This is a genomic window from Bacillus sp. SRL543, assembly GCF_984799205.1.
In genome coordinates this window covers 1653252-1674937 of the sequence record NZ_OZ481794.1, presented here as the reverse complement: position 1 = coordinate 1674937, position 21686 = coordinate 1653252, and the positions used below count along the sequence as shown (strand labels likewise).

The window sequence follows — 21686 nt, the reverse complement described above, 5'->3', positions numbered from 1 at the left end:
TTTGGACGACTGCTATTTTTTTATGGCTATTTAGTAAAAAGGCCGGCTAAATCCTGGTACCCCGCCCGCTTCATGGGAAGTTCGATATGGAAAACGGTTCCTTCCCCCATCTTGCTTTCCACTTCGATCGTGCCTTCATGTTCTTCTATAATTTTGTATGTGACCATCAGGCCAAGCCCGGTGCCCCGTTCTTTCGTTGTATAAAATGGTTCTCCAAGCTTGCGCAGTTTCTCTGGAGGGATTCCCGTCCCCTCATCCCTAATGGAAATCCGGACGCTGCCGACTTGGGTTTTCTCAATGGAAATGGTAATGATTCCGCCCTTCGGCATTACTTCAATTGCATTTTTAATGATGTTAATAAAGACTTTCTTCAGCTGGTTCGGCTCGCAGAAAATCAAGGGGAGGCCTTTTGTGTAATCTGTCCTGAACTGTACATTATGGAGAACCGCCTGAGCTGTCAAGAACTCGACTGTTTCTTTCATCAGCTGGATGATATCTTTCTCGACGAACTGTATGGCCTGAGGCTTCGCCAGGATCAGGAACTCATTTATGATTGAATCGATCCGCTGAAGTTCAGAGGTAATGATATTAAAATACATGGAGTTACCGCTTCCGGCACTGTCTTCCAAAAGCTGGATGAATCCTTTCAAAGCCGTCATCGGATTCCTGATTTCATGGGCGATTCCCGCTGCCAATTCCCCAATCACATTCAATGTATCCGATTTCTTCAGCTGCTCCTCCATCTCCAGCTTTTCTGTAATATCCTTGAATGTCGTCAGGCTGAGCCCGGAAAAGACATTCTGCTTTAAAGAGAACTCAAAATGCATTTTCCTGCCCGACTTCAAAATATAGGAAATCGTCCCGTTGGATTGACCATTGTCTGTCAGCTCTCCAAGATGCCGGCGCAGCTCCTCTTCTGTTATCTTACAGTCATTCAATACAGCAAGAAGGGACTGTCCCACAATTTCATGCTGCGGCATCTGCAGCATTTTTTCGCCTGATGCATTGATATCGACAATGGTAAAGTTTTCATCCCACAGAATCAGCCCCTCAAGGGCGCCTTCAAAAATACTGCGGAATTTCCTCTCGCTCTCCCGCAGTTCTTCTTCCATCTTATACCGTTCACTGACATTCCTGAAGATTGTCATATGATAGCCTTCGACCGCGTTCAGCTTTACAGTGAACTCAAGAAGCTTCTTCTGTCCATTTGGCATCAGAAAAAACAGCTCATTCCTCACTTGCCCCTCTTTGTACAGCTCCTCGAGGATGCGGAAATAGCTTCTGTCCTTGTAAAGAACAAAATCATCCACCTTCCGGGCAAGAAGCTCATCATGGGTGCTTTCAAATATTCTGCATGCTGCCTGGTTTGCATTGATGATCGTCCCTTTGTCCCTCCAGTAGACAATTCCATCGAGCGCTTCTACAAAAAGATCTTTATATAAATCCTCATGTTTGCGGATTTTCTGTTCAAGTTGCCTTTTCTCCGTCACATCCCGAAAAATGGACAACAGCAGACTGCTTCCGGGAAGGCGGCTCGTCGTAAATTCAAAGTAGGCCAGGCTGCCTTTATATGCCATCGGCAGAACGCCTTTAACTTTTTCCTGGGAGTGCAGCAGCTTTTTCTGTTTTTCCAGCTTAAAATGGTAATCCCCGGGGACCAGGTCATCCAGCCTGGTGCCCTCAAGCTGTATCTTCTCAGTCCCTAAAAACCGGGACATTGAAGAGTTAACGGCTAAAATCTCCCGCTGTTCAGTATAAATCATCATGCCATCTGGTGCAGAATCAAAAACATGTTCCCCGGCAGCATAGTTTTCCCCGGAACCGGCTCCCTGTCTCAGCCTTTCATTCTCCAGTTCCAGCTCTGCTATCCTTTCCTCCATCTGTTTTCTTACTATATTTGATAAAGCCCCCACCTTTTTTCCTCCTTGAAGACATAGACTTGCCTGCAAACATCTATCAGATACCTTTCCATCTGCTCAGGAAAAATCTCTCGGCTTATATGGCTTGCATAATATGATACTTACATTTTATTACTGTTCGGGTTAAAAAAAAACAATTTTTAGACAATTACCCGCAAATTTTCCCCCTGTCTTCCTTTTTCCGATGCAATGATGAGTCTCAGATTCCATCAAAAACAGGCTGCGGCAAAGGAATTTCGCCGGCAGCCTGTTATATGCATCTATAGCCTGAATTTAGAAATCATCTCGTTCAGCTGATCTGCCAGCTCTGACAATGACTGCGCATTATCTGAAATTTCTTCCATAGAGTGGTTCGTCTGGCTGATGGAAGCGCTCGTCTGTTCAATCCCAGCGGCAGATTCCTCGGAAACGGATGCAATATTTTCGATTGAGTCATTCATAGAAGCAGAACTGCTAGAAATTTGTTCAAGGCTCCTGGAAATTTCATTGATGTTTTCAGACATCCTGTTGACAGATTGATAGATGTTCTGGAATGTCCGGCCTGTATGCTCGATCTGGCCGGTCCCCTCTTCAACCTGCTCATATCCATGCTTGAGGGAAAGGACAACATCATTGGATTCCGCCTGGATTCCCTGCACAATCCTGGTGATGTCTGACACAGAGAAAGATACCTGTTCAGCCAGCTTCCTGACCTCATCCGCCACCACTGCAAACCCTCTGCCATGCTCACCAGCCCTTGCAGCCTCAATGGCAGCATTAAGGGCAAGAAGGTTGGTTTGATTGGCAATATCATGGATTACCTGCACAAGCTTCGATATTTGCTTAGTCTGCTCATCCAGCCCCTGCACCTTTTGTACCGAGGATTTCATAATTTCGTTTATGCGCAGCATCTGCTGCTGCGATTGCTTCATAAGCCCATCGCCATTCTTCGTCATGTGCAGTACTTCTCCTGAGTCTTTCCTGATGGCTGCACCGCTCTTGTTGGCATACTCGACTTTCTCCAGGTATTCTTCCATCATCTCAGCAAGGCTGGTTGCAGAATTGGCCTGCTCCTCTGCACCCCCGGAAAGCTCCTGCATGGTGGACGCTGCCTGCTGGCTTGCCGACCTGACTTCATTTGCCGAGATATTTAATTCCCCGCTCCTGTCTGTCACATAGGCGGACACGGCCGAAATCTCCTGGATCATAGCCTGAAGCTTTTCTTTCATAGAGTTGGAGGCACGGCTGAGCTCGGCCAGTTCGTCCTCCCCTTCAATTTCCACCGATTCTACATTAAGGTTGCCGGCCGCCACCTCATTCGATAAGGTGACAATTTGGCTCAGCTTGCCGGAGATCAAACGCCCGATCAGCAGGATGCTCACCACTCCCAGAACAGAAGAAACAACGACAGAAACAGCCAATACGATCATCGTCAGGATGGTCCCTGCTTTGGCTGACGCAACAGCGCTTTTTTGTTCTTCCTTTAGTATAGTGCGCAGCTCGTCCAATTGGCCTGCTGTTTCTGTGATAATATTATCCACCTGCAATTTGCCCAGACGGTAGCCTCTGACATTCTGAAGCTTTACCTCAGGGATAATTACATCATTGAATATCTTGGTTATCTGTTTGTCATTTTGATCAATCCGCTTATAAAGGCTTTTTGTTTCTTCATTCCTAAGAGAAGGCTGGACCTGTTTTTTGAGCTTGCCCATCTCTTCTTCAAGATCTTTGAAAGTATTCAAATGCCTAGGATTGGAATCTATGATAAAATTTCCGACCGTGCTTCCTTTATTATTGAACAGGGCTGCAATCTCTGTTGTCTGGATCGTCTTATCCCCTGTTTCTGCAACGGTGTCCATCTTTACATTGACCATCGTCAGCAATACAAACGTAATGATGGTCGACACAGCAAAAAGTCCAATGGTAATGAATAGTGCCGCACCATATTTCTGCCCCAGCTTGAGCTTTCTCCAGAACTTTGTATTCATCAGCTTTGCAGCCAAGGCTGACCCTTTCCGGCCTTTTTCATTTATTATCTTCGGCTTTTTGGCTTTAACCTTTTTAACCCTTGCCTTTTTTTCCCCTTTCACTTCTATTCCCCCTATTTATTCTCCGCTGAACCAAACTTTTGTCCTAATAAGCAGAAATATAATATGTAACTTTTTAACTATTAACATTCATTATAATATATAGATTTTTGATTTTGAAGAAATACTTTCCAAAGTTTCAGAAAAAAACGGCAGCTATTTTATTAGAATTTACTGGAACATCACCCTCAAATTAACACGGCACAACTGTTTAGCAGCATGTTAGGCTGGGTATTATAGATAAAAGTTTTATGGGGGTCTTTAATCAAGGAGGATTTATGAAACAGCGAGACTATTACTTTGACAACGCCAAATTCATTTTGATCTTTTTTGTTGTCTTTGGGCATCTGCTCCGTTCCTTTATTGAAGATAATGAAACAATCTACACGCTGTACAAGGTTATTTATACCTTCCATATGCCGGCTTTCATTCTGGTTTCAGGCTTTTTTGCAAGAGGGATATGGAAACAGGGTTATGTAAAAAAAATTGCCAAAAAGCTGATACTGCCTTATTTAATTTTTCAGGCAATCTATTCTGTGTTCTATTATTATCTTTATAACAAATCAACGATTTCTCTTGATCCTTTTACGCCGCACTGGTCACTATGGTTTCTGCTGAGCCTTTTCTGCTGGAATATCATGCTGCTTCTGTTCGCAAAATTCAAGCCAGCTTATTCCATCAGCGCTGCCATATTGATAGGTCTGCTGATCGGCTATGCTGACACAGTATCCAATTACTTAAGCCTTTCCCGGACGTTTGTGTTCTTCCCGCTTTTCCTGATCGGATACTTTTTGCGGAAAGAACAGCTGTATATGCTCTTCAGGCCAAGATTCAGGCTTGCGGCGCTGGGCATCTTTGCAATCGTGTTCATCGGTTTCTATTTTTACCCGGATATCAATTATAAATGGCTGCTGGGCTCTAAGCCTTATGCTGAAATGGGCGCAGCTTCTTTCAAGGCATTGCTGACCAGGCTGTCCTTTTATATACTCAGCCTCATCATGGTATTTTCCTTCCTGGCTTTCGTACCAAAAAAGAAATATTTCTTTACGAACCTTGGAAAGAATACCCTTTATGTCTATCTTCTGCACGGATTCTTTGTGCGCCTGTTCAGGGAGAGCGAGCTCCAGGATTACTTCCACGAACCAAGGAATTTCCTGCTGCTTGCCGGGATTTCACTGATCCTTACGCTTCTCCTGTCAAGCAGGATTGCAACTTCCTTTGCCCAGCCGCTCATAGAGCTCAACACTTCCAGATTGAAACATCTTCAGCTGCGCGGAAAAACATGGCTGGAATTTTATAGAAGAAAACTTTTAAGCTGATTGAAAGCCCGCCGGCCGGCGGGCTATTGTTTTTGTGCGCGGGCAGATTGGGTCATGCCTGACAGTACAAACGCAACTAAACGGAAATAGATGATTTACAGCTACTTTTTTTGTCTACAATAACGTATAATAATAAGTTGTTCTGAATTGCACTACTCTTTAAAGGAGTTCAACCATTATGAATATCGTTTGCACCACACTGAACGCTAAATATATCCATACCAATATTGCCATCAGGTATCTGAAATCTTACGCCCAGCCTGAGTATGACATTCAGCTGGCAGAATACACCATTAAGGACCCTGTCATGAATATCGTGACCGATCTGATCAGAAAAAAACCGGATGTTATCGGATTCAGCTGTTATATATGGAATATTGAAGAAACAATCAAAGTCATCAATATTATTAAGAAAATCGATCCTGCCATCCAGATAGTTGCCGGCGGACCGGAAGTTTCCTATGATGTGCCCGAATGGATGGAGAAAGTCGGAGCATTCGACTATATCGTCATCGGTGAAGGAGAAGAAACCTTCAAGCAGCTTCTTTCAGAGCTGGATGGCGGAAGGAAAATGGAAAATGTCCATGGGATTGCCTACAGGGAAAACGGCAAAGTGAAATTCAACCCGCAGCGCAACAAGCTGAACTTGAAGGACCTTCCTTCACCTTTTCGTTTTGATGAAGACAAAGCCCATCTATCAAAACGCGTCACTTATATTGAAACGAGCAGAGGCTGCCCTTTTTCCTGCCAATTCTGCCTTTCATCCATTGAAGTCGGAGTCCGTTATTTCGACAGGGAGAAAATAAAAGAAGATATCCGCTATTTGATGGATAATGGAGCCAAAACGATTAAGTTCGTGGACCGGACTTTCAATATCAGCAGGAGCTATGCGCTTGAGATGTTCCGTTTTCTGATTGATGAACATCGGCCGGGAACCGTATTCCAGTTTGAAATCACGGCAGATATCATGCGGCCAGAAGTCATTGATTTTCTTAATAAGGAAGCTCCGCCGGGATTATTCCGCTTTGAGATCGGCGTCCAGTCTACCAATGATGCAACCAATGAGCTGGTCATGAGAAAACAGAATTTCGCCAAGCTGACAAGGACAGTCACGATGGTCAAGGATGGCGGAAAGATCGATCAGCATCTCGATTTGATTGCCGGTCTGCCTGAGGAGAATTATGATTCGTTTAAGAAGACATTCAATGATGTATTCGCTATGAGGCCCGAGGAGCTTCAGCTCGGCTTCCTTAAAATGCTGCGCGGCACCGGCCTGAGGCTGAGTGCAGAAAAGCACGGATATACTTATATGGACCATTCGCCATATGAAATCCTGGGCAATAATGTCCTGCCCTTTGAAGACATCATCAGGATCAAACAGGTTGAAGATGTTTTAGAAAAATACTGGAATGACCATCGCATGGATCATACGATTGAATACTTGACTACCCGATCATTCCCGACTCCTTTTGACTTTTTCCAGGAGTTTGGAGGCTATTGGGAAGAGATGGGCTGGTCAAGGATCGGCCATCAGCTTGAGGATCTATTCCGCAGGCTGCATCAATTTATTGAGCACAAAGGGCTGGCAGATATGAGGGTCATTGAGGGACTTATGAAATTGGACTACCTTGCAAACCAGAAGTATAAGCCAAGAAAGCCATGGTGGGAAGCATCATATGAAAAAAGCGAACGATCCGCGATTTATCAGGAAATCGCCAGGAACCCTTCTTCCCTTGGGAGCCAATTTGAAAATCTGCGCCTGAGCGAGAAGGACCTTCACAAACATACACTTCTCGACCAAGTCGATTTTGATATCAGCGCGTATCTGGAAACGGGAGAAATTTTGCCGGAAGCATCCAGCATCATCGCATTTTTCGATGCGTCAAAGGAGCAGACTCAAATTTTTTCTTGTACCAAACATAATCTTAAGCCAGCTTAACCTTCAAAAGGCCTGAAACGGTTCAGTTTCAGGCCTTTTTTTGTTCACAAGATTGGTTCTGGCATTATGCTCTCCTTACGAACCAGCTGATTTTAGGGGGTTAATCAGCGATAAGAGATTATTTACGATTCCAAGCTATTATCAGCTTAATGTTAGTGTTTTTTTATTATTTCCCGAATCAATTTAATCATTTCCTGCTTTTTTCTACCAAACCCCCATAACCAACCCAAAATGGCATTGTGTATGGAGGGTCCTATCTTATTTACTGTTTCTTTCCTTTTGGTTCTTTCCCCTGAAAGCTTCTGGATGTTCGTAGAATTTGCTTGCATTCATATCCCCGAATTCCAGCCCGAACTCAACATTAGAGGTCTCCTGCTTCAAGTTACCTTCAGGTTTCCTTTTCATCAGCCCCTCCCCTTTCTCCCTTGCTTAGAGTTCCGGTTAGCTCCTTTGGCAGCTTCTTCTCCATGCGTGAACTCTGCAGAGAATTCAGATTCTGCGACATTCTTCTTCGGTGTTTTTGAATATTTTTCTACAGCATCGTGTTCAGCTTTTCGCTTTGCCATTTTAATTCCTCCTAAGTCATTCTTGCTCTTTTATTTTCTTCGTTCCAGCCTGAAAGAATTCTCTCTTGCTCCTTCCTTTATTTGCAGGTCCTGCTTCTTTATAAAAAGGGAGAGTGTTTGTAAAAATAATACTTGTCCAGCTCTAAACTCTAGCCCCTCGACTCATAAGCCACCCAAGATTTAAAAGCAAATAACGCCTTTTATTCTTGATTGGCTTATGCTGGGCCCACAGGACGTAGCGTGCTTAGCCTGCGTTCCTTGATGCTGGGCAAGGCTTTCCGCCTATTTATAAAGAAAGGATGTGCCATAACAGATGAAGAAAGATAACCATCTTGGCATTGACGGGACACTTCCCCATCAAATATCCTCACCGAGCTTTAAAGGGACAAACAGGAAGATGGAGGAGCCATTCAAAAACTCTTTCGGTGTTACAATCGGAGACAGCTTCTATGCTTCCGAAAATTCCCCCCTGGAGCAGTGGACCGAAGAAACCGACCCGGCTGTCATGTCCGGGGAGCAATGGGTCCACCCGACAAATGACATCGGCTGGAACACAGATGAAAACAGAGAACTGCTGGAAAAAGAACAAAAACCCCAGGCCTCCCCCTTCATGCATCCGCAGAAAGATGCGAGCAGGGGAACGGACTGAATGAAGTGCGGAAGCGGCTTGGCCACTTAGGAACGCAGGCTAAAGACGCCACGTTCTGAGTGGCTTGAGTTTCTGCCCAGAAAAAAAAGCATATAACACATGGTTATATGCTCTTACCCGATGATGACCCTTTCCTTTGGATAATGATAGATTGACTTCTTTTCTTTCCCCCCAATAATGAATAAGAAGGAAGTGAGGCCAATTCTTCCGATGAACATCAGAATGATGATTATGCATTTTCCGATTGCAGAAAGATCTGAGGTTATCCCCATTGACAGCCCTGTCGTTCCAAAGGCGGAACATACCTCAAAAATGATTGCCGTTACACTGTGGCTCTCGGTCAGACTGAGCACGATGACTGCAAAAAAACACATGCCGACAGCCAGGATCGTGATGACCAGGGATTTTAATACATCATCCTGATGGACTTCCCTTTTAAACACTTTAATGTCCCTGTTCCCATGGGCAAACTGGTAAAGGAAGAGGACATTAAGGGCGAAAGTCGTAGTCCTGATCCCTCCCCCCACCGAGCTTGGGGAAGCACCGATGAACATCAGCCCGCTCAGCAGCAGCTGGGTGGACTCAGCAAAATCACTCACATTCAGAGTCGACAGTCCGCCGCTCCTTGTTGTGGCAGATTGGAAAAATGCATAAAAAAACGTCTTATGCCAGCTCATGCCGCTAAAATATTGCCTGCCTTCCAAAAGGAGGATAAGAACTGTTCCCACCACCAGCAATACGGCAAAAGTCGCGCTCGTCAGCTTTGTGAATAAGGAGAAGCGGAAGTTCTTATAATCGCTCCGGTCAAAAAGATAATGCTTTACTTCTATTAAAACAGGGAAGCCGATCGCTCCTAGTGTAATCAGGATAATATGTATAAGCTGTACAAAATAATCGTCCGCATAAGGAATTAAAGAAGCCCCTGTTATATCGAACCCTCCGTTTGTCGTTGCACTGACCGATGCAAAAAGGCCGTGCAGCATGGCTTCCCGGAATGTATCATAATATTTCAGGAAGTGCAGGCCAAGTACAAGCGCGCCAGCAGCTTCAATGATCAGAATCAGCTTAAGGATCTCCCTGATCAGATTGACCAGCCCCGACAGATTCGATTGATTATGATCGACCATGATGAGCCTTCTTCCTCTCAGGCCGATTTTCTTTCCAAGTATGATCCAGAAAAAAGTACCAAGTGTCATGATGCCGATTCCCCCGAATTGCAGGATGAACATCAGCATAAATACCCCAAAAGTACTGTATGTTTCAGATATATTCAAAACTGAAAGCCCCGTTACGCTGACGGCACTGACAGCTGTAAAAGCTGAGTCGAGCCATGATACCTCAACCCCAGTCTGATGTACGGCAGGTATGCGCAGAAGCAGCACCGAAATGCTGACAGCAAGCAGGTAATAGCCGGTGATAACCTGGGCAGGGGATAATCTATCCAGCCTGTATTTAATTTCATCCCACATTTTGATTCTTTCCCTCCTAAATTGCCTATCCCCTATCATAAAGAAAAACAGAAGTGTTTAAAAGGAATTTGAGGCTATTAGCGTGTTTTTTTTTATTTTTATATAATGAAGTATAAGAACATAATCTATTCCAACAGTAATAAGGGGGCTCAACCATGCTGCTGCCTGCGCTTGCCGAAAAAATCCTTCGCGAGGTCAGGGGGGTCTTGAAAGAAGAAATCATTGTCGTGAATGCAGATGGGATCATTGTTTCAAGCACATCACCAGAAAGAGTCGGGTCTTTCCATGAAGGCGCACTCCAGTCTGTTAAAAACAGAGATAAAAGAATCATCACAACAGAAGATGAAAAAAAATTGAAAGGCGTAAAAGCCGGCATAAATCTTCCAGTATTTTTTCAAAAAGAAGTTGCTGCCGTGATAGGAATCACAGGCGACCCGAAAAAGGTCGCTCCTTACGGCGAGATTATCCGGAAAATGACAGAGCTGTTAATCAGAGAAAATTTTTACAGCGAACAAATCGACTGGCAGTCAAGGGCCCTCGAAGGTTTTGTCTTTGATTGGCTGCAGGAGCGGGGGCGCGGCGATTCTTTTATGGACCGGGCTATAATGCTGAAGGTCGACACCAGGCTTGACCGGCTGGTGTTTATTGCTGAGTTCCTTGAGCCGGAAAAGATTTCTTCAAGGGAAATATGGCAAAGGCTCCTCTCCTGGCCGGAAAGAAACGAAAATGACCTTTTTATACGCTGGGGGCATGATAGAATTGTTGCTCTTTTTGCACATCCTTCAGAAGAGCAGATACAAAGGCTTGAAGACAGGGTATCCCGGTATTACCGCTATCTTGGCAGGAGTTCCGGATCAGTGCTTTCAGGAGGGGCTGGGCAGCCGGCATCTTCTTCTGTCCTTTCCCGTTCCTTCAGGCAGGCAGAAAGGGCGTTGAAGGCCGCCAGGAAAGCCGGGCACTTAAATTTTGATAAAGATCTTACCCTGGACATGCTGATGGATGAAGTCAAGCCTGAAACCAAATCAGATTATATAAAAAGGACCATCGGCCCCCTGCTGGAACACACTGACGTTCTTGAAACGCTCAAAGAGCTGTTCAGGCAGAACCATTCATTGAAAAAAACAGCTGAAAGCTTGCATATACATATTAATACCCTCCACTACCGCCTTAGGAAGATTGAGGATCTTACAGGGCTGAGCACTGGGAATGCCCAGCAGCTGTTCATCCTTTATATGGCGATTCTGCTGTTGGATGAATATACAAATAACCATCCATCAAAGGAATAAAATTTGTATTTTCATCTATAGAAAACAAAATTCTACTCTTTTATACTGAAGCTAAAAGCACTGCCGGCAGAAGCCGTCGGCGACTGGAGGCTCCTGTTATGATACCTGAAGCTGCTAAAGAGAAATTATCAGCGATTGCAGGCATAGATCAATACGATGACTCAAATGCGGTGCGCCTTGTTTATTCCTACGATGCCACCCCGAATTTCCAATCTCTCCCTGATGCGGTCATTAGCCCGCGCAATACAGGTGAAATATCTGACATTGTGAAAGTATGCAATGAGTATTCCATTCCCATTGTCCCCAGAGGCTCGGGCACGAATTTGTGCGCCGGTACATGCCCGACAGAGGGCGGGCTTGTTATTTTGTTCAAGCATATGAACCAGATTCTGGAGCTCGACGAAGAGAATCTTACTATTACTGTCCAGCCTGGGCTTGTGACGCTTGACTTGATACGCGAGGCAGAAGAAAAAGGGCTTTTTTATCCTCCTGATCCGAGCTCCATGAAAATATCTACCATCGGCGGAAATATAAATGAAAATTCCGGCGGCTTGCGCGGCTTGAAATATGGAGTGACCCGGGATTATGTCATGGGGCTTGAAGCGGTCCTCGCTAATGGAGATATCATCAGGACCGGAGGCAAGCTGGCAAAGGATGTCGCAGGCTATGACTTTACACGCCTGTTCACAGGCTCTGAGGGTACGCTTGGAATCATAACCGAGGCGACCTTGAAGCTGATCCCGATGCCGGAAACAAAAAAGACGATGCTTGCCCTATACCAGGACCTTGAAGCGGCAGCGAAGACTGTTTCAAAAATCATCGCAAATAAAATCATTCCCGCAACATTGGAATTCCTCGATCAGCCGACACTTGAGGTTGTAGAAGAGTTTGCACAAATTGGACTGCCTACAGACGTTAAAGCCGTTTTACTGATTGAGCAGGACGGACCTGCTGAAGTCGTCGAGCGTGATATGGCAAAGATGGAGGAGATTTGCCGGGAAGAGAGTGCTGTTTCTGTCCAGATCGCCAAAACAGCTGCCGAGGCAGAGGCTTTGACTGCAGCACGGAGAGCCGCCCTTTCAGCGCTGGCCAGGCTAAAGCCCACCACAATCCTGGAGGATGCCACCGTCCCCCGCTCTGAAATTGCCAATATGGTAAGAGCAATCAATGAGATTGCCCTTAAATACGAGGTGAAAATCTGTACTTTCGGCCATGCCGGAGATGGAAACCTTCATCCGACCTGTCCGACAGATGCAAGAAATAAAGAAGAGATGGAACGGGTGGAAAAAGCTTTTGCCGAAATTTTTGCAAAAGCGATCGAGCTTGGAGGAACGATCACGGGCGAGCACGGCGTGGGTGTCATGAAAGCACCGTATCTTGAGCTTAAATTGGGAAGTGAAGGCATTGCTGCCATGCAGGCTGTCAAAGCGGCACTGGATCCGAAGAATATCATGAATCCGGGAAAAATCTTTGCCAAAGACAGCAGGAAACGTGTGGTGGTATCTAAATGAGTACAGCAATTGAAAGGGAAAGGATCCAAAATGAATTCAGCAGCAGGATGGATGAAGATGAACTGCTGAACTGCATGCGGTGCGGATTCTGCCTTCCCTCCTGTCCCACTTACATTACCTCAGGCTTTAAAGAGGAGCATTCGCCAAGAGGCAGGATCGCACTGATGAAAGCTGTTGCAGATGGCCTGATCGAGCCGGACAGCGATGTGGAGCGGTCCCTGGACCTATGTCTGGGCTGCAGGGCATGTGAGCCTGTCTGTCCTTCAGGTGTGAATTATGGACACCTTCTTGAAGAAGCAAGAGATATTATCAGCCAGAACAAAAAGTACTCACTCCCGGTCAAGGCGATCAGGAAAACTGTTTTTCACGGGCTGTTCCCGCATCAGGAAAGAATGACTGCAGCGGCTGGCCTCCTTTCCCTGTATCAGCGGACTGGCCTGCAGACCGCTGTAAGGAAAATAGGTTTTATGAAGCTTTTCCCTGACAGCCTTGCGGCAATGGAAAAAGTACTCCCTGCTGTTCCTTCCTACAGGGACATGAAGAAGCGTCCCAAAGAGCTGCCTGCTCATGGGAATCCAGTGAAAAGGGCAGCATTTTTCTCCGGCTGCCTGATGGACACCATATTTATGGGGACAAATGATGCAACCATGAAGCTGCTTCAGATGGCCGGCTGCGACATAGTGATACCTAAATCACAAGCCTGCTGCGGGGCCCTTCATGGACACAGCGGGGAAAAAGAAAAAGCCAAGGAACTGGCAAAACGGAACATCGCTGCCTTTGAAGATACGAAAGCGGATTATATCATAACGAATGCAGGCGGCTGCGGGGCTTTCCTAGTGGACTACGATCATCTCCTGAAAGATGAGCCAGAATGGAAAACCCGCGCTGAGAGCTTTAAAAATAAAATCAAGGATATTTCCCAGATTCTTTTTGAACTGGATTTCCATAAAAACCATAAGATGGCCCTCCCCCATCAGATCATTACGTACCAGGATTCCTGCCACCTTCGCAATGTGATGAAGACCGCTGCTGCCCCGCGCATGCTCCTGGACTCCATCGCCGGGGCAGAGTACCGGGAAATGAAAGACGCGGACAGATGCTGCGGCTCAGCGGGAATATATAATATTGTTGAATCAGAAATGTCCATGCAAATTCTTGATCACAAAATGGACCAGGCCAGAACGACAGAAGCGGCAGTCATTGTCACTTCAAACCCGGGCTGCCTTCTTCAGATGAAGCTTGGGATTGAGCGTGAAAGAGCGGCAGACCATGTCAAGGCAGTCCATATTGCAGATCTGCTTTTGGAAGCTGCAGAATATGCTGCAGCAGGTGCCAAGACAGCAAGATAACTTTACCAAACATGAAACAGCGCCAGAATTCCATACTACAGATACAGGGCCTTAAGCTCTGCATCAATATGGAAGGAGCTGAAATTCAATATGGCAAGAAGCAGCAATAAACTTCTCGTTCCCGGCATTGAGCAGTATCTTGATCAAGTCAAATATGAAATTGCTCAGGAATTTGGCGTGAATCTGGGTTCAGATACAGTATCCCGCTCAAATGGTTCTGTTGGCGGAGAAATTACAAAGCGCCTTGTACAACAAGCTCAATCCCAGCTTGCTGGCCGGAACGAACAATAATAATTAAATATAAATGGCAAAAAATCCGGCTGCCCTCAGCCGGATTTTCCATTATTCCCCTTTTGCCCCTTATCATGTCCGTTATTGCCATTACCCCGTCCATTATTGCCAGGCGGAGGTGAACCTTTCTTTTCATTGCCATTATCCTTTTTTTCGTGCTTTTCATGTTCCTGTTTTCTTTGTTCTTGCTTTTTTTGTTTGTCCCGCCCCTTGTTTTCGTCCTGCCTTTTTTCAGGCTTTGCTTTGCGGGCATCATTTTTCCTGTCTGCTTCCTTGTTCTTTCCTTCCTGCTTTGGAACAGGACCTTTTGGAAGCTGAGACGAAGGCTTAATGCCGCCTGCCCCCTTTGTATCTTTCGTCTTATTGGCGCTATTTTGCTGGTTTTGTTTCCTTTTAATACTTTCCGTTTTCTCCCTGGCAGCTTCTTCTTTTTCCCGTTCTCTTTCCTCCAGCTGCTGCTTTCTTTCTATTTCCTCTTCTTTAAATTTCCCGGCAGTCAGCCCTTTTTCTTTGGCCTTCTCCCGGTCACCTTCAGTCGCTTCGACTACTTTGACTTCAAGATTCTCTGCTTCTGCAGCTTCTTTGATGCTTTCAACCTGACTGTTCAGCTTCCGGCTTTCAGAGGAATTCTTGCTGACCTCTTCCTTCAGTACAGAAGCGATGATCATTTCTTTGTGCTCTCTTAGATATCCCTGCTGCTGTGCCAGGCTGAGGATCTTCCGTGTTACGTACCCGGCGCTTTTGCCCTTCCAATCTTCCATCAGAAGGAGCAATTCCCTGCCCTCCTGATTATAAGAATGAAGCTCTACTACAGACAGGTCCTTATCGACACCCAGCTCGATGCCCGGATTCACATCAATTGTCATATAGGCGTAAACTTCGCTGTTGTTATTAAAAGGAATGACAAGAGTTAAAATGAGAAGGCAGGCCAGGGCGGCAGCGGCGATCAGCTTCTTCCTTGCCCCCAGGCGTGAAAAGAGCCCTTTCCCGGCTTTTTCTGCAGTTTCAACAGGGCAGAAGCAGATTTCTTCCCCTATCTGATGATGTCCTTCCGTATTAAGGGCACGAAGAAATTCGCCTTCGGGAGTAAGCACCGTCATAAAACGTCCCTCAATTTCAAGGATGACTCCTTTTTTCACGTTTTCAGCACCCCCTTTATATACTCCTGTAAAAACACATAATCTCCCATTAAAATAAGAGAAACAGCAATGATATACTTCCTGTTCCTTTCAATCGTTTTTCTGCTCACTTCTGCTCTGCCTTCCAGCTGCTTGATGGGAAGGCGTTTCTTTTCATGCAAATAGGCAGTAAGCTCTTTGTCACTGACAAGTGACGATGCTATTTCCATAGCATTTTTCCGCGCGTCGGCATGTTTCGGGGACTGGTCTGCGATTTCGGCAAAAGTTAGTCCATAATCTTTGAGAAGAGCTGAAAAGTGAATGATTTCTTCACGCCTCAGCTCTTGTTCTGTTTTCTTCACAAACTCTTCAAGCGAAAGCCTGTCTTCCACAAGACTGGCTGAAGTTTGTTCATCAGCGCTTCCTCCGGCACCATCAAAGCTGATGCTCATATGCCTTGCCTGCTGCCTGATATAATCAATGACCCTTCGCTTGATTATGATTTCAGCAAAACTCAGGAGGGAACTGCCCTTCTCAGGACTGTATTTATGGACCGCTTCATCAAAGGCAATCAGGCCGATGCTGTATTCATCATCTGACTCATGGATATAGCGTCTGCAGACGGAGGATACGGTTTTTGCTATAAAAGGTTTGTATGACTCTATCAGTTCATTAAGCAGCTGGCTGTCACCATGCTGGATTTTCATTACGGTTTTTTCGAGCGGCTGTTTTCTCTTCTTAGTGATGAATAAATAACCGAACATATCCTCACCTCTTCACCAGCACATTATACCATATGGGAAAGAACAGCCAGTCAGGGAAGGATTTAAGATTGAAATAAGGAAGATTTTCATTGCTAACATAAAGCTTCGCTCAGATAGAGGGGCTTTTGGGGGTGGTTCAAAGATTGCCCATGAACGGCGGAAAACCTTTGCTGATTTCAGCAAAGGTTTGTTTAATGGCCGCTTGGCCCGCATTATGCATGTCCTGCAGATTTTTTTCGCAGAAACAGCAGCAGTGCTCTTATTGCAAAGCCCGTCAAAAGGCCGGGAATGAGGAAAATCATCGGCAAAAACACCGGGCCAAACAAAACGCCAAAAAGCTTGAGCCTTACAGAATACATGAGACCTACAGTTACAAAATAGGCTCCAAAAACAAAAGGCAGGAAAGACAATTCTTCCTTAGCGGGCATGGCTTCCTTATAAGCATCCCACATAGCAAACATATACAGACAAGGATAAAACATCAGCCACTGATAATCGAGCACTGCCGCTGCCTTATCGATTTCCCAAAGGAAACTGTACATGATACCCAAATTAAAGTTGCTGAAAACATTGATCAGAACTTCAAGTGCCACAAAAAGAACACCTTTTACATATTGGCCCGTCAGCAGCTGGCTGAACCCGGGCAAGGCAATGCTCCATAATACGGCTTCTAGCTTTCCGACTTTTTTCATCCATTATCACCAGCTATATTTCTATAGTGATATCATGCGCCAAAGATCTCTCTTTTATCACAAATACCTGAACATGCTTCAAAATGCCTGCTAAGAATAAATCTTATGCACCTGAAATCGCGGATCAGATTTATGCCGCCTGAAAAATGAAACCATCGGCGGGATGCCTTCCTTGAGATCCGGACAGCGGATTCCTGATCCCTCCAGATCGGTCTGTGCTATTGAACAATCGAAGCGCCCCTGCCAGGTAAAATAGTCAAGCGCCTCCTGCTCCACACCAAGGTAATTCCTCAGCTTTTTGATGCGCAGCGCCCCTTTTGCAGCACTCAGGGGAAAGCTGCCGGCCGGCCTTTTCCCGCAGAGCTCCACCATCAGCATTTCGTACAGATCGGAAACTTTATAAGGGTTCGGATCTGTAAGATGGTAGGTCTTCTTTTTGCCAGCAGCAGATGTCCCAAGGAATACGGCTGCTTCAATGATATAATCCACCGGCACCAGGTTGATGCGGGCTTCACCTTTCCCGAGCATAGGCAGGAACGGCAGCCTGCTTAGGCGATCCATAAAATTCAGGATGAAATACGACCCATCGAACTTGATTGTTTCTCCTGTTACAGAATGCCCCTTTACAATCCCAGGCCTTAAGATGGTAATCGGCATTTCACTTTTAGCGGTTTCAACAATGACTTCGGCCAGATATTTAGTTTCCTCATAATGGTTTTTGAATCCAGTCGGCTCTATCAGCTCATCTTCCTTCAGCAGCCCATCCCTTTTTCCAGCCACATAAGCAGTACTGAAATAGACATATCTTTCCATATTTTCAATCGTTCCTGCAAATTCTGTGATCTGCCTCGTGCCTTCAACATTTACCTTATACGCAATATCCCTGGGCACAGCCAAATCATATATGGCGGCTAAATGGAAAAGATGGGTGATGTTTCCCCTGAGGAATGCTAAGTCCTGCTGACCGATACCAAGACCAGCCCTCGTAATATCTCCAGTTATGATTGAAAAGCGCTCGCTCCCTGCACCGGTCTCCTCACAAATCTGCCTGATTTCATCATTTGCAGCCGCTTCCATTTCCCGCAGGCTTAAGACGCTGATATGTACATTCCCCGGCTCTTTATTGAGAACCTCCCTGATTAGCCGGGAGCAGATAAATCCAGGAAATCCTGTAAAAAAATAATGCCTAGCCACTTTGCGACCGCCTCTTTCTTTCATAGATTTACTCAAATTGTAACTGTTCACACCAGATGCAAACAATATATATTTCTGATAATTCAAAAAACCCTTCTCATAAAAAAAACCTTTCCCCGAAGAGAAAGGCTTTTTGCGCAAAAAATTATCTGTCCTCCTGATCCTCGTCCTGCTTTTTTCTTTCCTCATCTTTTACTGCCCTAAGCAGGTCCTCAAGCATGGCTGCCATGTCCTCTCGGCTGTAATTCTTATTGCTTTGGACAGGAGCCTGAGGCACATCGCTCTGTTCCTTCTGGTCTTCGTACCTTTCTTCAAGGAGATAAGCGGGAATCAAGTGGCCGTCAGGTGTAGCATACATCTTGTTGAGCTTCCTTGTATCTTTATCAAAGAAGCTGTATACGACCGGGATGACGAACAGTGTCAGGAAGGTGCTGCTGATCAGGCCGCCGATGACAGTGATGCCCATCGGCTGGTTGATTTCTGCCCCTTCGCCGATTCCCAGCGCAAGCGGAATCAGTCCGAGGATCGTCGTAAGTGCAGTCATCAGGATAGGCCTGGCCCGATCTTTTACAGAAACGACAATGCTGTCATAGGTTTTCATCCCGCTTGCCTTTTTCTGATTGATATAATCCACAATGACAATGGCATTATTGACGACTATGCCGGCAAGGACAATGATGCCGATGATAGCAGTCAGGCTGACAGGAGTGCGTGTCACGGTCAATGCTATAGCTACGCCAATGACCATAAGCGGAACTGTGAACATAATGACAAACGGATATTTCAGTGATTCGAATTGGGCCGCCATCACAAGATAGATGAAGACGACTGCCAGAATAAACGCCAGGAGCATATCATCAATGGATGATTCCAGGAGCTCCCGGTCCCCTCCGAAGACAATTTCTGTTTCTTCCGGAAGATCCAGGTCAGCGATTTCATCATCCACCAGATTGGAAATGGACCCAAGGTTTGTTGAGGTCTTGTATTTCAGCGTAAACTGGACAGCATCCTGCTGGTTGATCCGCTGAATATTGACAGGTCCTTCGCCTCTTTCAATAGCCGCTACCTGGTCCAGGGTTGTATAGCTGCCATCAGGCTTACGCAGCAGGAGTTTCTTTAGATTATCAAGGTTTTGGGTAACTTCCGGGTCATATTCTACGAAAACACCATAAATATTGGAATTCTCATCGATGATCTGGGTTGCCTGATTGCCTCTTGTTACATCATTGACAGTCATCGCAACCTGGGCAGGTGCAAGCCCCGCTGCACGCGCCTTTTCCCGGTCGACCGTAATCTGGATTTCCTCTACCGTATCCATCAGGTCTGTGGAGAGTTCGTTTACGTCATCAAGGTCTTTGAGTGAATTGTAAATGTTGTTCACCGATTCATTCAGCCGCTTTTCGTTCGTATCGCGGACACTGAATGAAAGAGTATTCGGCGCGGATCCAGCGGAAGACTGCAGATTGAATGAGACCTCTGCCGTGCTATTGGCTTTCTCTGCCGCCCTCTCCAGATCTCTCTTCACATCGTCGACAAACTCAAATGTCGAGCGGTCCCTCTCCTCCAGGTCCTTCATCTTTACATAAAGCTCAGCCACATTCGGATTGCCTGAGCCTCTGAAAGAAGATTCCTGGGTTGTGCCAATCAAGCTGACATATGTCTCGACATCGTCTTCTTCCTTCAGCTGCTCTTCAAGCGCTCCCATGACTTTTTCAGTTTCTGTAAGCGCAGAGCCATTCTCAAGATTGACCCTGACACTGAAGAACCCTTCATCCGAATTAGGAAGGAACTGTGTGCCGACAGTCGTAATCCCATATCCGCCGCCGGCAAGAAGGACTAGCATGATCACCAATACAGCAAGCCTGTTGCGCAGGGCCCATTTGACAGAACGCTCTAGCCCCTTCATGATGGCCGACTCCTGGCGCTTTTCTTCCAGATTGTTTTTCGGCGCTTTCAGCAGCCTGCTGGCAAGCATCGGCACCACAGTCAAAGCAACGACAAGCGACGCAAAAAGACTGAAAGAAATGGTCAAAGCAAATTCAGTGAAAAGCTGGCCGATGATTCCTGTAATAAAGACAACAGGCAGGAACACCGCAACAGTGGTGAGGGTGGAAGCTGTAATGGCAGCACCTACTTCTCCTGCACCGTCTCTTGCCGCTTCTTTAGGATCTTTCCCCATCGATAAATGCCTGTAGATATTTTCAATCACAACGATTGAGTTATCAACGAGCATCCCGATCCCCAGCGCCAAACCGCCAAGGGTCATGATATTGAGGGTGAAATTTGAAAAATACATCAGCACAAAGGTGAAGATGACGGAATATGGGATGGCAATCCCGATTATCAGCGGGCTTTTGACATTTTTTAAGAAGAAAAATAAAACGATCATGGCGAACAGGCCGCCTAAGAGAAGGGAAGTTGAGATATTCCCGATCGCCTGCTGGATATAATCGCCCTGATCAAACAGGATATCAGACTCAATACCCTCATATTGATCTTTTTCAAGCAGTTCGTCGAGCTGGCTGATAAACTCCTTCGACACCTCTGCAGTATTTGAATCAGACTGCTGCAGGACGCTCAAGAGGACGGAAGGCTCCTGATTCGTCCTTGTGATCGTCCGGTCGTCCTGGTTTACAAGCTGGACGCTGGCCACATCCTGAAGGAGTATATCATTTCCATTAGACGGATTTGCGGCTACCACAAGTTTTTTTAAGACATCGACTGAATCAATGCTGCTGATTACCCTGGTAGTCAGCTCCTTGCCGTTTGTTAAAATGGTATCCCCCGGAAGGGATATGTCGTTTGCCTGAATGGTATCTACGATATCAGACTGGCTGAGCCGGTAATCCCTCAGCTTGTCCTGGTCCAGTTCGACCTTTACTTCCTTAATGCTTGTGCCGGAAAGATTGACGCTGGCCACACCGTCTACCTTTGTGAGCTCCAGCTCCAGCTGTTCGGCAATGCTTCTTAATGATTCCGCATCACTGTCAGAGCTCAAAGAAAGCTGAATGATCGGAAATTGGGAAGGGTCAAATTTCAGGAAGCGCGGTTTGTCCACATCGTCCGGCAGCGGAGTCTGGTCCAGCCGCTGAATGATCTCCGACTGCACTTCGTCAATATCAGTCGTCCAGGAAAATTCAAGCAGTACGAGGTTGGCGCTTTCCTGTGACGTTGCGGTCATTGTTTTTAAACCAGGAAGCGTAGCAAGGCTCTGTTCCAAAGGTTTTGTCACCTTTTCAGAAACCTCTTCTGGGCTTGCTCCCTGATAATTCGTTACTACAACACCGACAGGCGGATTTATATCCGGTATAAGTTTCAAAGGGATATTCAAAAGGGAAACCACCCCTAAAACGAGAACCAGAACCATTGTAACAAGTGTAAAAATCGGCCTTCGGATCGAAAAATTGCTTATCTTCACTTATGCTGCTCCTTTCATCTGCAGAGCCGGACCCGGCCGGCTTTCAACATTGTGCAATAATTTAACTATATAAGAGGCAAAAACGGGATGCAAGTATGGAGAAGCCCGTGAATATGCTCCGTGCATCTCAGGAATA

General features: G+C 45.9%; 17 protein-coding genes and 1 pseudogene. 7 read left to right on the top strand and 11 right to left on the bottom strand.

Translation table 11 applies throughout. The features are described 5' to 3' along the window. Window positions 1–26 precede the first annotated feature (26 nt). The 3 genes and pseudogenes from AC4E8B_RS08495 to AC4E8B_RS08485 all read right to left on the bottom strand — a co-directional run. Window positions 27–1913 carry a PAS domain S-box protein gene (locus AC4E8B_RS08495; RefSeq protein WP_490218172.1) on the bottom strand — a complete coding sequence of 629 codons (1887 nt, stop codon included), beginning with the start codon at window positions 1911–1913 and terminating at the stop codon, window positions 27–29. A gap of 266 nt (window positions 1914–2179) precedes the next feature. Further along, complete coding sequence (locus tag AC4E8B_RS08490) at window positions 2180–2998, bottom strand: methyl-accepting chemotaxis protein (RefSeq protein WP_490219578.1); 819 nt, start codon at window positions 2996–2998, stop codon at window positions 2180–2182. 120 nt (window positions 2999–3118) lie between these two features. Next, window positions 3119–3328: pseudogene (locus tag AC4E8B_RS08485) on the bottom strand (HAMP domain-containing protein); the annotation flags it as partial. Between the two features lie 935 nt (window positions 3329–4263). Here AC4E8B_RS08485 and AC4E8B_RS08480 point away from each other — a divergent pair. Both AC4E8B_RS08480 and AC4E8B_RS08475 read left to right on the top strand, forming a co-directional pair. Next, window positions 4264–5304, top strand: coding sequence for an acyltransferase family protein (locus tag AC4E8B_RS08480; protein WP_490218171.1), 1041 nt, complete (start codon window positions 4264–4266; stop codon window positions 5302–5304). 178 nt (window positions 5305–5482) lie between these two features. Then, window positions 5483–7243 carry a B12-binding domain-containing radical SAM protein gene (locus AC4E8B_RS08475; RefSeq protein ID WP_490218169.1) on the top strand — a complete coding sequence of 587 codons (1761 nt, stop codon included), beginning with the start codon at window positions 5483–5485 and terminating at the stop codon, window positions 7241–7243. A gap of 258 nt (window positions 7244–7501) precedes the next feature. On the opposite strand, the gene AC4E8B_RS08470 is transcribed toward AC4E8B_RS08475, so the two are convergent. Together AC4E8B_RS08470 and AC4E8B_RS08465 are read right to left on the bottom strand one after the other, a co-directional pair. Continuing rightward, a complete protein-coding gene (locus AC4E8B_RS08470) occupies window positions 7502–7648 on the bottom strand; it encodes a hypothetical protein (RefSeq protein ID WP_490218167.1) in 147 nt (48 codons plus the stop codon). Continuing rightward, window positions 7648–7809: a hypothetical protein gene (locus AC4E8B_RS08465; protein ID WP_187445804.1), complete on the bottom strand. Its 162-nt coding sequence runs from the start codon at window positions 7807–7809 to the stop codon at window positions 7648–7650. Before AC4E8B_RS08465 ends, AC4E8B_RS08470 begins: the two co-directional genes overlap by 1 nt. Window positions 7810–8122: 313 nt before the next feature. On the opposite strand from AC4E8B_RS08465, the gene AC4E8B_RS08460 reads away from it, so the two are divergent. Continuing rightward, window positions 8123–8458 carry a DUF3905 domain-containing protein gene (locus AC4E8B_RS08460; RefSeq protein WP_490218165.1) on the top strand — a complete coding sequence of 112 codons (336 nt, stop codon included), beginning with the start codon at window positions 8123–8125 and terminating at the stop codon, window positions 8456–8458. Window positions 8459–8571: 113 nt separating this feature from the next. Here AC4E8B_RS08460 and AC4E8B_RS08455 read toward each other — a convergent pair whose 3' ends face one another. Beyond that, on the bottom strand, window positions 8572–9927 hold the full coding sequence (locus tag AC4E8B_RS08455) for a TrkH family potassium uptake protein (protein WP_490218163.1): 1356 nt from the start codon (window positions 9925–9927) through the stop codon (window positions 8572–8574). A 155-nt stretch (window positions 9928–10082) separates the two neighbouring features. On the opposite strand from AC4E8B_RS08455, the gene AC4E8B_RS08450 reads away from it, so the two are divergent. From AC4E8B_RS08450 to AC4E8B_RS08435, 4 genes are all read left to right on the top strand, one after another. After that, window positions 10083–11213 (top strand): CdaR family transcriptional regulator, encoded by a 1131-nt coding sequence (locus AC4E8B_RS08450; protein ID WP_490218161.1) that lies wholly within the window; start codon window positions 10083–10085, stop codon window positions 11211–11213. 98 nt (window positions 11214–11311) lie between these two features. Continuing rightward, window positions 11312–12724, top strand: a complete 1413-nt coding sequence (gene glcD / locus AC4E8B_RS08445; RefSeq protein ID WP_490218160.1) for a glycolate oxidase subunit GlcD — start codon at window positions 11312–11314, stop codon at window positions 12722–12724. Beyond that, window positions 12721–14073 (top strand): (Fe-S)-binding protein, encoded by a 1353-nt coding sequence (locus tag AC4E8B_RS08440; protein WP_490218158.1) that lies wholly within the window; start codon window positions 12721–12723, stop codon window positions 14071–14073. Before glcD ends, AC4E8B_RS08440 begins: the two co-directional genes overlap by 4 nt. A gap of 90 nt (window positions 14074–14163) precedes the next feature. Continuing rightward, entirely contained in the window at window positions 14164–14364 is a 201-nt protein-coding gene (locus AC4E8B_RS08435; RefSeq protein ID WP_009794241.1) for an alpha/beta-type small acid-soluble spore protein, read from the top strand. Between the two features lie 35 nt (window positions 14365–14399). Here the strand turns inward: AC4E8B_RS08435 and AC4E8B_RS08430 are convergent, their stop codons facing one another. From AC4E8B_RS08430 to AC4E8B_RS08410, 5 genes are all read right to left on the bottom strand, one after another. Further along, on the bottom strand, window positions 14400–15503 hold the full coding sequence (locus tag AC4E8B_RS08430; protein ID WP_490218156.1) for an anti-sigma factor domain-containing protein: 1104 nt from the start codon (window positions 15501–15503) through the stop codon (window positions 14400–14402). Next, window positions 15500–16246 carry an RNA polymerase sigma factor SigI gene (gene sigI, locus AC4E8B_RS08425; RefSeq protein WP_490218154.1) on the bottom strand — a complete coding sequence of 249 codons (747 nt, stop codon included), beginning with the start codon at window positions 16244–16246 and terminating at the stop codon, window positions 15500–15502. Before sigI ends, AC4E8B_RS08430 begins: the two co-directional genes overlap by 4 nt. Before the next feature lie 212 nt (window positions 16247–16458). Further along, window positions 16459–16938, bottom strand: a complete 480-nt coding sequence (locus AC4E8B_RS08420) for a hypothetical protein (protein WP_490218153.1) — start codon at window positions 16936–16938, stop codon at window positions 16459–16461. A gap of 90 nt (window positions 16939–17028) precedes the next feature. Then, window positions 17029–18132 (bottom strand): SDR family oxidoreductase, encoded by a 1104-nt coding sequence (locus AC4E8B_RS08415; protein WP_490218151.1) that lies wholly within the window; start codon window positions 18130–18132, stop codon window positions 17029–17031. A 145-nt stretch (window positions 18133–18277) separates the two neighbouring features. Further along, entirely contained in the window at window positions 18278–21550 is a 3273-nt protein-coding gene (locus AC4E8B_RS08410; protein WP_490218150.1) for an efflux RND transporter permease subunit, read from the bottom strand. Window positions 21551–21686 lie beyond the last annotated feature (136 nt).